Genomic DNA, 14,087 nt, shown 5'->3' on the forward strand with positions numbered 1-14,087 from the left:
CTTTGGATCGTCAGTGCGGTGGCAATGTTGATCACGCGGGTAACGCCGGTCGTGTTGTTGTCAGGAATCGCAATCGCGCTCGTGTTGCTGCCCGTCACGGTTTGTGAACCGGTGTTTCCAGCCTGGGTCACGGTCACGGTTTGGCCGGCGACGGTGAGTGTTCCGGTGCGTGAGGTCGTACCGCTGTTGGCGGCGACGGTGAAAGACGCCGTGCCATTGCCGCTTCCTGAAGCTGAAGTCGTGATCCAGCTTGCATTGCTGGTTGCGGTCCAGGCACATCCCGTTCCGGCGGTGACGCTCACACTGCTCGCGCCGCCAGCGGCAGTCGCTGAAACTGTGGTTGGGGAGACTGTGTAGGTGCAGGTTGATGTTCCGGCGGCCTGATTAACCGTTACGGTCTGGCCAGCGACGGTCAGGGTGCCAGTTCGGGTGGAGGTGGTGCTGTTGGCCGCGACGGTGAATGACGCCGTTCCGTTGCCGCTTCCTGAAGCCGAAGTCGTGATCCAGCTTGCGTTGCTGGTCGCGGTCCAGGCACAGCCCGTTCCGGCGGTAACACTCACGCTGCTGGCGCCGCCAGCGGCAGTCGCTGAAACCGTGGTTGGGGAGACTGAGAAGGTGCAGCTTGATCCGGCAGTGATGGTGAAGTTGGTATTGGAAATATCGAAGAAAATGTTTCCGACGGCTTCAACTTTGATCCGGGCCGTGGTTGAGGTGATACCAGATGGGATCGTGACAGCCTGTGTGCCGTCATTGGGGGTGGTGGCAAGCAGTACGGTTGGGAAGGTCACGCCGCCATCGGTTGAAAGCGAAATCTTCACATTGGCGCAGGAAACCGGTGAGGCACTGGTGTTGGCCACGCTCCAGGTAACGGTCTGGCTGGTGTTATTGGCCCAGGAAACGTTGGTGTTGGGAGCTGAAACCGCAAATGGTCCAGCACCAGTCGTGGTGGTCACGGTCATTGCATCCCAGCTCACGCCACCGCCACCAGCACGATTATCGCGAACCGTGCAGCGGAAGTTCATGGTGCGGGACGTGGTCGGCAGCTTTTCACCTTTCAGTGATTTGGCATGGCGGCCTGGACGGGATTCTTTGGTTGAATCATTGAGGATCACTGACCGCTCTGGGAAAATTCGTGATGAGCTGGTGCTTGGCTGCCAGGAGCGGAAAATCGCGTTGTTGCCCAGGTCCGGGTTCGGCAGGCTGCCTGAGGTAATCGCTGAGCCCTGGTCCATTTGTTCCCAGCAGTAGGTCAGCGCATCACCATCTGGATCGCTGGCACTGGCGGCGGTCAATGTGAATGGGGTGTTGACGGGAATCGTGTAGTTCAACCCGGCATCAACCGTTGGCCGGTTGTTGGTGGTTACTGTTTGCGCACCGCAGGTGCTGGTGCCGCTGGTGACGTTGTTGATGATGCGTTCAACGCTGGTTGAGTGGAAGTAATCGTCGCTCGCGCCGGCAATCACCTGTCCGTTGGCGCCTTCGCCCTGTCCAATCAACTGCAAATCCTGGCTGCCGCAAATGCTGGCATAGGCCATCACCGTGCTGCCGCTGCCGGGTTCAATCGCATTTGGCAGTGGGCCGGTGGTATCACGTGCTCCGGCGTTGCATCCATTGGTGCCGCCTGAGTTAAAGGTGTGGCGTCCGCCAAACTGGTGGCCCAGTTCGTGGGCGACGTAGTCAATGTCATATCCATCGCCCGTTGGGGCTGATTGACCGGTTGCGCCGTTGGCTTTCCGTCCGGCGACGCACACTTGGCCGATATCTCCAGCACCACCAGCACCAGTTGAGAAGAAGTGGCCGGCATCGTAATTGGCCGCGCCCCAGTTGTTGTTGATGTAGGTGGTATTTTCACTCCACGCAGTTGTGGCACTGGTATTGGCACTGTTGGTAAATGGATCGGCAGTGGTGCTTCCGACAAACACATAGGATTTGACCAGGCTCAGGCGTACGGCCATATCTCGTTCATAGAGACCTGATACACGGTTGACCGTGGTCACCACGGCTGCCTGAGCATTGGCGAGTACTCCGCCACCAGCCGCATTCCCGTACTCGGCGTTGCCGCACACCACCAGCCGATAGGTGCGCAGACGAATTGGGTTTTCAGTCGGCAGCGTATTTGGAGTCACACTAAATTTGTGGTCATGCTGATCCAGATCGCCCAGTTCAGGTGACGTCATTTCACAATCAAACGCTTTATCTTCCCGAACATACTTGCTCTTGGAATAGGTCATGTAGAGGTTTGTTCCGCCACGCTTGGCCGGATCAATATACACGGTGTCTTCGGCGGACAAGATCATTCCACGCAGACCAACTGGGGACACATCAAAGCGGATGGTTGCCGTTGGATCATCAATGCCTTGTCCGGCATAGGTTTTGATGTGTGACCATTCGGCGGCCAGTTCCGGCCCCATAATTGGGGACTCAACAATGGCAAACCGCTGATTGGTGCCATCCGGCATTGGGAAGGTCATCACGACCCGGCTGCTCATGGATTCAGCACTGAATTCCATCGGCGCCTGATTCAAAATTCCAGCAAGTGACAGCTCGTTTAGGGCGACTGACCGATATTCCAGCGGATTGATCCAGTTGACTTCCTGCTGCTGGACGGCGCGCAAGGTTGCGACATCAACGTCCTGCCAGAGGTCCATGGCTTCCGTGGTTGGGATTTCCAAGCCGGCGGCTTGTTTGTCGGTCGTCAGTGACGTGGACGCGCTGCCCTGACGCAGCCACAGGCCACCCATTCCGGCGACGAGAAGAACACACAACAAAAGGCGAAACAGTTTGCTCATATCTTAACCTCAGCTTGGCTGATTGAATTTCTTATGTACGTTTGCGGTGATTGATGAAAATGATGTAGGTGTGCTCCTATATGCAATTAGCGTGCCATTGTGTAAAGTATCGTTCGATTTTAAATTGCTTTTTTAAGTAGCTGATATGAAAAGAGTTAGGTTGGTACTTTTGGGGTTGGTGAGCCCTGGCCACTTCATCTCATAGAGTGACTTGTGTGTAGCTAGTATGCAGCATGAAAGGGCAGGTTGATGATTATTTAGAATTAAAACCTTTGACTTGAACGGGTTCCAGGTCATTGTCAAGGATGTGTGTGATTGTTAAGTAGCTTGACAGGCTTTTTCGATGATGGTTGATCTCATTCGGATCAGTTTGGGGCTGAAAAAGCAAAAGGCCGAAGGTTCACATAGAACCTTCGGCCTTTTGAGCGAAGAGAAGGGAGGAGGTTGGTTGATGCCTTCTCCCTTCAATGTTGGAACTACCGGCACTTGCTCGGTGACTTGAACTGACCCGCCACGGTTCCCTGTCCACCCAGCAGCACCCAGTTTGCGGCTGGAGCTGGCGTGTATGGATTGAGTTTACCTTCAACACGGTTGTTGAGCGTGTCGCAGATAATGATGGACACCGCGTCCCGCAATCCAACTGGTGTGGTTGGATCAGTGAACTGAGCCAGGGTGACACCTTCTGGAGCGCGGCTTTGGCCGAGAGCCGTGCCATTGCCGTTGGTGAGAATGACACCCGCGCCAGCCGGAGTATTGACTGGAGCTGGATGCAATTTCACGCGGTTGTTGCCGGTATCAGCGATAAACAGGTTGCCCGCGCTGTCGCACGCCACACCTTGTGGATTCTTGACGTTGGCTGCTCCCGTTCCAGAAGTCGCCACCGGCAGACCGGTATTGGTTACCGCCACGGTGTTGGCATTGACGATCTTGAGCACACGGCTGTTGCTGCCCTGATCGGCAACGTAAAGGTTAAATTCAAAGTCAATTGCCAGACCGTGTGGAATGCTCACCTGACCCGCACCCGTTCCGCCTGTTGCCAGGATCTGGTTGGTTGCGGCAGCGTTCACACCACCGAGGTAGCGAATGACGCGGAAGTTGTTGGTGTCTGACACATAGACGTTGCCTTCGATATCCACCGTGATGCCAAACGGTGCCTTCACCCGCTCAATGGTCGTACCGTTGATCGCCAACGTTGACCAGTCTGCCGGGAGAAGACCACCATTGATACCAACCTGGATACGGTTGTTTTGGGTGTCAGCCACATAGACGATGTCGTCGGCTGGATCAAGCGGGTTGTCGCCTGGATCCACTGCGACGGCTTCGGGAGCGCGGAAGTCGCCCTGAGCTGAACCACCCAGGAGTTTGCCCGTGCCCAGTACCGTCCAGTTCACGCCACCGTTGGTTGTGCGCTGGATGCGGTTATTGGCTGTGTCAGCCACATAGACCACCGGGAATTCGGCGCCGTTGATAATCAACTGCACCAGGTTGCTGTCGGCAATACCGCACTGAGCACTTGTCGCGCGCAGGAAGTAGCATCCAGCATCAGCGGCGGTTGCCGCCAAAATGGTCAGGGTTGAGGTGCCTGGAGCATCAATGATGGAGTAGTTGACACCATCATTGGTGATCGCCACGGCTGCGCCAACTCCGCCGCAATCAGCATCAAAGAACCACTGGGTTGTGGCCGTTGGATCGCTGATGGTGGCTGAGAAGACCGCATCGTTGCCGGTTGGAATGTTCTGGGCCGGAGGATCCGCCACCACCGTTACAGCCGCATTCACGAGTACTGGAACGATTTCGCTTGTCACCGCACCGCAGGCATTCATAATCGTCAGCGAGTAATCGCCGGCAAAATCAACCGTCACATCGCTCAAGGTCAAGACAGGTGTCGTTGAGCCTGCAACGCTGCCACCGCCCACCACCGGGCCATCAACTAACGCCCCACCTGGGCCAGTCCACTGCAGTGTCGTTCCTGGGCCGAAGCCACCGACCGGCACTGGAGCTGTCAGCGTCAGATCCTGACCAACGCACACGCTTTCGCTCGGATCGGCAACAATGTCAAATCCTGGCAATAAGGTCTGGTTGGTTTGCAGCGTCACGATGTTGCTGGCGATGAGACCGCACACGGTGGTCAATCGGCAGAAGTAGGTGCCGGCTGCAATAAAGGTCGGGTCGGTGATCGTCAAGGTTGGCGTATCCGCTCCCGAAATGGTACCGATTGGGCTGGCACCGTTGGCCAGAGCCGCCGGGCCGCCATTAAAGACCCATTCATAGGTCACGCCTGGACCTGGGGCTGGGCCGCCGGTGCAGACAAAATTGACCACTACGCCTGGTGCCGCACAGACGATACCATCATCCGAAACACCGCTGTCTTCATCAATCACGGTGGTCAGAACTGGTGTGTCTGGAACGACAACGAGGGAAGCAATCGTGCTCATGACCGGTCCGCATGGGTTGGTCACGGTTAATTGGTAATCACCAGTGTTTTCTGGATCCAGTGCACCAGTAATGGTCAAGGTTGCCGTGTCGGCACCCGTGACATTGGCCACCGGCGTGGCAACCAGTGAAACACCGTTGAAGAACCATTCAAACGTCAATCCTGGAGCTGGAGCAAGGGCTGGGGTCGTGACGATGTTGACATTCGCACCTTCGCACACAAGTTCTGGATTGTCTGGAGTTGGCAGACCGTCAACCACAAAGCTCGCTGTGATTGGGGTCGGCAATGGATCGCTAATTGTGACCGTTTGGGTCTGACTGAAGATGCCTGGGCCGCAGGCTCCACCACCACCTGGGGTGATCAAGCAGCGATAGGCACCCTGTTGACCGGGCACAATGTCGGTAATGGTGAGGACTTCAGTTGTCGCACCAGCAATGTTGCCGCCGTCGACCACCGGGTTCAACCCGCGATACCACTGATAGGTGGCACCGATAAAGGTTGGCACGGTCAACGTGACATCGTTGTTTGGCGCGGCAGAGCACACATCCGGCGGATCCGGAATGGCCATGGTCGCGATTGGAGCCACGACGAGTTCATTGACGCGCAATGGCGCCAGGCTGCTGGTAACGGTTGGTGGGACGCAGCCAGGAGCGGCTGTCACCACGCAGTCGTAGCCTTCAAGCGGGTCGCCAGCGTCAAACGAACCGTCAACATTGCTGATCAAGAGCGTGTTGGTGAGTGCACCCGCCCAGCTTCCAGCACCCATCGTGCCGTCGTTGGTTGGGAATGGCACACCATTTAACCGCCACTGGTAGGCCGCACCGGCAAAGGTTGGCACCGAGAACGTGGCGCTTTGGCCTTCGCAAATGCTGGTGACCACTGGCGTCACCACCGTGGTGATGGTTGGCGGCAAGGTTGCATTCACCACCAGTGCCACAGCGGTGCTGGTCGCGCCCAGTGAGCAGGCATTGGACACCACACAGCGATAGAAGCCCGTGTCGGCCTGATCTGTCGGGCTGATGGTGTAGGTCGAGGCAACCGCACCGATGATGTTTGAGTATGGACCAACTTCAAGCAGGCTGTACTGCCACTGGAAGTTCGTCGCATTGAGCGTGGTGGCTGGATCCAGACTGAAGATCACTGTTGAACCTTCGCAGGTTGGTGAAGTTGCCACCATGGCAATCGCACCATCCAGATCCGGGGTTACCGTCAAGGTAATTGGCGGAGCGCTAAAGAACATTCCACCTGGGGCACAAGGATGCATGACCTGAACGTCATAGTCCCCAGCCGCCATCGTGTCAATGTTGAGCAGGGTCAACGTCTGGGTAAAGGCGCCGGTAAAGCCGCCCGTTCCCAAGGTGCCGTTGTCGGTGGCAAACGGCACGCCGTTTTGCCGCCAGACAAAACCCGTGGCACCTGGCACATCCGGGACTCGGAAGACCACGGTGTCGGTTTCGCAGGCATTAGCTGGACCTGGGGTCTGGCCGCCGTTGTTGATTTCCACAGTCGTATTGAGCGTGGCCGGGATTGGTGGGGTGACCGTCAGGGTCAATGGCAGGGCATCCGCACTGCTGCAGGTGCCGGTGGTCACGCGAATGCGATACCGGGCACCGTTGTCAGCCGGGAAGGCCACTGGAATGTTGAGGAAGGTTGGCGAAGCCGATGGGCCAGCCAGGTCAACGAATGGGGCTACACCATCCGGGCTGCGTTGCAGCGTGTAGGTCACGCCAGCACCCGGAGGGGTAAATCCACCCGTCATATCAAAGATATAGTTGCCTGGGCAGAGGGTCACCGCGCCGTCGCATTCGGTTGGACCAGGACCCGCACAGGTCTGGGTGGCGACTGGGCCAGGAATGACATTGACGTTGACGCCCGTGCTCTGGAAGTTGCCGCAGGGGTGCATGACAAAGCAGCGATACACACCATCCGAGGTTGGATCCTGGACGTTGGTGATCGTCAGGGTGGTTGTTTGGGCACCTGAAATCGTGATGAGGCCAGATGGGCCATTGATCAGATCAACGCCAGCCTGACGCCATTGATAGGAGGTGGCACCTGGAATGGTTGGAATCGTGAAGACCAGTGTCGCGCCTGAGCAGGCTTGCACCGGTGGTGGGCTGGTTTGTGGGGCGCCGCCATCCACGCTTACGGTGGTGTCTGCGGTTCCCGGTGAAGCCGGATTGACCGTCAGGGCGACCGGGTCGGCATCGGCGTTTCCACACGATGTCACCACACGCACCCGATATTGAGCCCCGTTATCGGCCAAAACTGCCGAGTACAGGAAGGCTGAGGTCGCTTGTGGACCGGCAACCGGCACAAATGGGGCAATTCCGTCTGGGCTTCGCAGCAGGAAGTAGGTAATGCCTGGTCCTGGGGCTGTAATACCCAGATCGTCAAAGGTTCCAGAATCACCTTCGCAGAGCGTGACCGCGCCGTCGCAATCCGCATCGAAGCAGGTTTGATCAGCCACGGCGGCTGGATCAACCGTGACCGTCACAATGTTGCTCGTCACGCCTGGATCAACAGTACAGTTATTGTCGGCTAACAGGGTAAAATCACCCATTCCGGCCACAATCCCGCTGATCGTCAGCGTTCCCGTGTTGGCGCCCGAAATCGTTCCGAAACCAGGCGTAAAGCCGTCAGTAAGTGGTCCGCCGTTGAGTTGCCACTGGAACGTGCTTGGTGTTCCACCAATTGGAGTTGAGAAGATCTGCAGTGTGCTGCCTTCACAAATCGTTGTGCCTGGACTGGCCACAATATTGACCGCTGTAATGGCTGCCGTTAGTGTCAACTGAATGGTCGGCATTCCCACAATGGCGTCGGTCGGCGAGGCTGCCGGGTCGCCATCACCTGGGTCAATGTCAGGTGGGAAGTCAAAGCATGGTGTGTTGCGACCAAGGACGCGGAAGAAGGCGCCATTGTCCGCCGCCACCGTGGTTCGGTTGAAGACCGGCGAGGCAACGATGCCGCCGATATTCGTCCAGGTCACCCCGCCGTCAATACTGCGTTGCAGGCGGTATTCATCAGCACCGGAAATCACACCCGTGATCGTGACAATGTCACCCACGGCGCAATATGGATTTGGCGTGGCGTTGATGTTGAGGTGTTGTGGTTGAATCGTTACACCCAAGGCAATAGCGTTGCTCAGGGTTGATCCGCAGTTGTTGGTCACAAAGCAGGTGTAGTTCCCTGAATCCGACCCTTGAACACCCGCGAGAACCAGCGTATTGCTGGTGGCACCTGGGATATCAATCCCGTCTTTGCGCCACTGGAAGGTATTGGCGCTTGTGGCGTTGGCGGTGAAGGTCACCGTATCGCCCTGGCACGGGGTGGCATTGTCAACCGTGATGTTGACGGTTGGTGGGTTGTTGTTGGCCGCCACCTGAATATCGTCCACAAAGAACCCACGGCTGTTGGCGTTGATGCCGCTGTTGTTCACCGCGCTAAAGCGCCAGCGGAACTGCAGGAACCGGCCTGCCGCGCCAGTCAATGGGATCGAGATGGCGGTAAATGGATCAGTGTTGGTGGCGGCTTCGACCAGTGGCACACCGGTGCCCTGGTTGGAGGCGATCACCGTGAACCCGCCTGCGAACGACGAGGTGGCGCTGGTTCGCATTTCAATAAATGCCTGCCGGGTACCGACGGCAGCCGGCGCCGTGCGCAGGAAGTAGTTGAGGTTCAACGTCGCACCGCCGCAAATACCGGTCAGGTTATAGTCAGCGCACACGTTCGCGCCTGTTCCGGATCGGAGTTCGCCCGCCGAAATCGAGACATTCGGGCTGGCGATTGAGCAGCTTGCGTTGTTGCGGAAGCCAGCGCAATTTGGCGCCGAGTGACCCGCATTATTGATTGGGTCGCCGCCAGTACCTGGCGTACAGGCCGGCGCGGCAGATGAAATAGTGATCTGCCACAGATTGTTGATTCCGGTTGGCACACGGACATAGCTCCCAGCCGGATTGAAGGTATCCGTTCCTGGGAACGCATTCGGCACTACATCCAATCCGCCCTTTGACGAATCCGTCGGCAACGAGGCGCTGGCCGGAGCGTTCGGGGAAGGAAGGACCTGGATGGATCCGGTATTGGCATCGCTTACATAAATTGAGCCATCCCGGTCAATCGCCACGGCTAGTGGCGTTCCTCGGAAGTTTTTGGCGAAGGGGCTGTAGAGGTCCACGTCACTGCCGCCAAAGATGCGATCCGCATCAAAATCTTCCTCATTCGTTGGGGTGGTGAATTCGATCACCCGTCCATTCATTGAATCAGCCAGATAGAAGCCGCCGGTTGGCGACACCGCGATAGAGCCGATTCCTTTCAATGGAAGCTTGGAAGCATCCTTGCTGACTTTCTTGCCCACCTTGTCAATCACACGCGCCAGGGTTGGGGTGGTGGACGCTTCGGTATAGACGAACACTTGATTGGTCCCGGAGTCGGTGACAAACAATTCTTCGAAAAAGTGGGTGACTGCAATACCAGATGGAGACTTAAAGGCTTCATTTTCAAGCACATTGACGGGAGCGGCATCGGTGGTGTGATACACAACGACCCGTTTGTTGCCTTGATCGGTGACATAGAGGAAGTCACCGTTTGCCGAGGTGGTGCCAACGGCAACGCCGGTCGGATAGTCAAGTCCGGCCCGCTTGCTCCGCGGCTGGTTGTCAGTAAAACTTTCCTGTCCCCAGACGAGGTCTGCCGCAGTATCGGTCGTAAACGGCGAATCAAAGCGCAGAACCCGATTGTTTCCGGCATCGGCCACAAACAGGTTCCCAGCTTTATCAACCGCGACTCCGACTGGATGAGAGAGGCTTTCAGAACTGATGCCACGGCTGTTGGCGGCAAGTGTTCCAAAATCAGGCTGTCCCAGCACGATGCCTGGAGCCGCACCGGCCTGGAAATCTTTCACACTTGCCCAACCAAGTACCCGATTATTCGAGGTATCAGCCACATAAAATCGGCTGGGCTGGACGCTTGAATCTAAGGCAAGCCCACCAGCATTGTGATAGCTGATTGAGGTTCCCTGTAGATCACTTTGACCTATAACCGCAGGTCCTTGTGGAGTGGCACCACGCAAAAGCGGGGTGATCGTCCGTGGGGAAGAGGCGGTCAAGGTCGGGTTAGCAGCGGAGGGCCAGAGGCTGCTGCTAACCAACAATAGGGACATCACCAGGAAGACCCCTATTGCCGCAAAACCTTGTTTCTTCACGATACGTGTGTACATTGACGTTTCTCCTCTGTTGTTTCTGCGACCTAACTCCCAAGAAAGCAGGATTCAACTGCCAGGCAGTCATCCCGCGGACTTTACCTGAAAGCCGAGCAGGTCGGACTGATCGGAGTTGAACTGTGGTAGATTTTCCCCTTGTCGCATTTCAATTGAAGATACCATCCAAGCATCACAAAAAGAGTATCTTATTAAAGGCTCACTCTTGATTGAGCTGGGCCGTAGGATGCGGGGTTTTTGGGTAGAACACTTGTGATAGATACCGGGTTCAACCTTCGCCTCAAGGAGGCTTGTCCAGGACCGTTTAGAAATAGTACATGCCCTTTGGCAGGTTTTTTTCAGCCTGGAGCGTTTCCCGGGGGTGGTGCTGAATCGGTCTATCACTTCGGGAAAGGGTTTGATCTTTCCCTGACGAATTGAAGAGAAGGGGCACAGATGGAAGCTGTGCGGGATGCAAGACCAAAAAGTGTGTTTTGAATGAGATGGTTATTGTTAAAAGGCTGAGGTGACTACCTAGCGCAACCTTCTCACACTCGCAAATTGCTTGTCAAGCAGTCCGAAAAGTCAGGAACTGGGGCGTTTTTCCAGCCTCAGCCAGTAAAAACCACAAAGTAACTGTTTCAGGAATTGAAAAATGCGAATGGAGCATGTTTTGTTTAGCAAACCCCATACCACGTTTGCCCATCACAGCGCGTGAAACAACTTGACAGAGTCTTCTTTTCCCTTGTACTTTGCGATTCTCGCTTCTGTTTTCATGTATTTCCGAAAAGAGAGGCAGCCTGTATTCATTTCAATCACAGTAAGGTGGTGATACAACGTGGCTCAGGTCGAACTGTACCCAGGTGAGTCAATCGAGAGCGCGCTTCGCCGGTTTAAACGATTGGTCCAACGCGAAGGCATTATTGCCGACGTGAAGAAACATCGGTTTTTTGTCAAACCTGGTGAGCGAAAGCGATTGAAATCCGAATTGGCCCGGAAACGGCAGCGATCCAGTATGCGCAAGCGCCGGGTTGATAGCGGACGCTAAAACACCCATAGCGGTACAATTACACAGGTGCGGCGGTCAAGGGGAACAACCTCACGGGGGCAACTCTTGACCGCCGTTTCTGCTTTCAGGGGCTGGTTGCTGGTGCTTGATCCTTTGAAATCAAGTCTTTGCCAGAAACCAGGGCATCGGGCTTCGGCGCCTGGGATTGAAGAATTTCGGGCCGTCGGCTCAAGAATCACTCCTTTCTGACCGATGTCCTCAGTCCTGAGCCCCATAAGTGCCAGGATCAAAGAAATGTGAGCCTGTTTGGAGACAAGGAGCTGGGGAGACAAGGGGACACGGAGACAATTCACAAGGTTTGTAAGTTTGAATAAACTCCGATTGAGAGCGGGGGAAGGCGACCATAGCGCCATAAGGATTCCAGGCCCGCAGGGTCGTCGTGTAATAGCCGTGGTGCGAAGCCCACGGTCACGGCCAGGACGAGACCCAAGCCCGACCAGAGCGTCATTCAATACCAACGGAAAGAACACAAGGTTTCTTATCCTGGCACTTATGCCCCTGTTCCCTGTTCCCTTGTCCAGATCGGACAAGGTTCCCTTATCCTGGCGCTTATAGCCCTCAAACCCAGGTCCGACTTATAAATTCATCATGTGCGTTCGAGGACGAGGTTACTATGAAACAGACCAATCACACCTTCAGTCAGGTGGCATTTAGCTGGTTGATGCTCCTGGGACTGGTATTTGGTTTCCAGCCGATCACGCTGGCGACAAGCACTGGCGGGACAAAGTCCAAAGGGTCAAAGGCCAAAGCCTCGACACCATCCAAGAAAAGTTCCGCCTCGAAACCCTCGACTTCAACCAAAGCTGGAGCCCGTGCCAAGAAGTCGCCCGCAAAGCCGGCTGGCCGGTCGTCAAAAGCCGCTTCGAAAACAGCTCCGTCAAAAAGCAAACCCGCAAGCGCCAGTTCAAATCGCGCTTCGAAGTCAAAAACACGTCCCACGTCCTCCCGCGCTGGAAAAAAAGCAGTTGCCTCCAAATCAACCGTAAGTCGAAAAAACAGCCGGGCGGCCCGGATTGCGGCCCGCCGTGAAGCCGAGCGCCGGGCCGCCGCCGCCCGCCTGGCGCGGATCCGAGCGGTAGACAATGGCTTGCTGGCCAGTACCCAAAATCAAATTGAATCTGACGATTTGACCGGGGAAAACCTGCATATTCGGCAACTGGCCCTTGAGGCATTGGGGGACAACCCCGGAACCGTGGTGGTCATGGATGCCAACTCAGGCCGGGTTTTAAGCATGGTCAATCAAGCCTGGGCGGTCAGTCGGCCCTTTAAACCCTGTTCCACAATTAAGTTGCTGACTTCATTGGCAGCGTTGAGAGAGGGGATTGCCGACCCTGACACCCCGCTGGCCTTTGGGCGAACCCAGTTCACCATGACTCAAGCCCTGGCACGCTCGAATAATGAATACTTTCAGGATCTTGGGGAGCAAATTGGATTAGAGCGGATGTTGGCCTATGCCCGCGAAGCTGGCTTTGGCCAACCGACCGAGGTCAATGTCCCCGGTGAGAGCAACGGGTACCTGCCAACCTCGGCCAACAATCTGCGACGAGTTTTCAGCCATGGGGATGGTTTTGGGATCACCGCCGTTCAGTTGGCTGCGTTTACAGCGGCGATTGCCAATGGGGGGACCGTCTATAAACCACAGATTCTGCGCACCCAGGACGACCTCAAGAATTTTAAACCCGAAGTGGCCAGCACCATCTCGATTCCGGAGCCTGTCCGGGCAAAGCTGATCGAAGGGATGCTGGCTGCGGTTGACCATGGCACAGCACGCCGATCAAATGCGGCCACTCTGGCAGTGGCTGGAAAAACTGGAAGTTGTGATTGTTATTGTGCCCAGGGAACCAAGCTGGGTCTGTTTACTTCGTTTATTAACCCGGCTGATCCCAGCCTGGTGATTTCAGTCATTACCACCGGATCCCGACAGCGGGGATCGTTGGCCTCAATTGTAGCCGGGAATATTTACAATGGGTTGGCTGAGACCGGCGGATTGACTGCCACACCGCGTTCAGCACCCCTGCGGGTTGGACGGGATGCAAAGGGGAACCTGATGCTGACCAATCAACCGAAGTGAAGTTTTCCTGATCCGGATGGGAATGACATCAGGTTCAGATGGGTTGAAAGAGTTCGGTCAGCGGGCTCCAGGTTTGGAAACTTGATTTCATCTGACAATCGGTTCGCCCTTCAGTACCCCCTTTGATTGCGCCAATCCTGTTTTTGGGGTTGCGTAACACGAGAATTAGGGTAAAGTGGCGGACTTCACCCCACGTTCAAAATATTGACCCCGCTGATTCTTTGGTTTGACCGGTTGGAAATGATTTAATACGGGTGCCTGATGTTTCCTAGATAGTGGATAGCGGTTCACGTATAGTTACTACCTACTGAACGCTATCCATTTGACCCACTTCGTTGTTGTGCTTTGATCACCTTCTGGTTTGATAAGTGCAGTCATTTCTAAGCCCAGATCAAAAAAGCAGGGGACGTGGTGCGAAGTGAAAACTATGGCACGTTAAATGCAGAGGAAAGTCTGCGCCAGAGTAACAACCCAAAAACTACACACTTTTACTTTCCAATCAGAAGTTTTTCCAAAAAAAGACAGTCTTTACA

The 14,087-nt window shown here is 55.7% G+C and carries 4 protein-coding genes; 2 read left to right on the plus strand and 2 right to left on the minus strand.

Translation table 11 applies throughout. The annotated features are described in order from the left end of the window. Positions 1–2,789 (minus strand): hypothetical protein (locus HY774_26540; protein MBI4752062.1); only part of this gene is annotated, 2,789 nt, incomplete at its 3' end. A gap of 476 nt (positions 2,790–3,265) precedes the next feature. Next, positions 3,266–10,435 carry an immunoglobulin domain-containing protein gene (locus HY774_26545; GenBank protein MBI4752063.1) on the minus strand — a complete coding sequence of 2,390 codons (7,170 nt, stop codon included), beginning with the start codon at positions 10,433–10,435 and terminating at the stop codon, positions 3,266–3,268. Between the two features lie 817 nt (positions 10,436–11,252). On the opposite strand from HY774_26545, the gene HY774_26550 reads away from it, so the two are divergent. Both HY774_26550 and HY774_26555 read left to right on the plus strand, forming a co-directional pair. Continuing rightward, positions 11,253–11,462 carry a 30S ribosomal protein S21 gene (locus tag HY774_26550; protein ID MBI4752064.1) on the plus strand — a complete coding sequence of 70 codons (210 nt, stop codon included), beginning with the start codon at positions 11,253–11,255 and terminating at the stop codon, positions 11,460–11,462. Between the two features lie 634 nt (positions 11,463–12,096). Then, positions 12,097–13,554: a hypothetical protein gene (locus HY774_26555; GenBank protein ID MBI4752065.1), complete on the plus strand. Its 1,458-nt coding sequence runs from the start codon at positions 12,097–12,099 to the stop codon at positions 13,552–13,554. The last annotated feature ends 533 nt before the right edge of the window (positions 13,555–14,087 follow it).

This window comes from Acidobacteriota bacterium, assembly GCA_016208495.1.
Lineage (GTDB): Bacteria > Acidobacteriota > Blastocatellia > Chloracidobacteriales > Chloracidobacteriaceae > JACQXX01.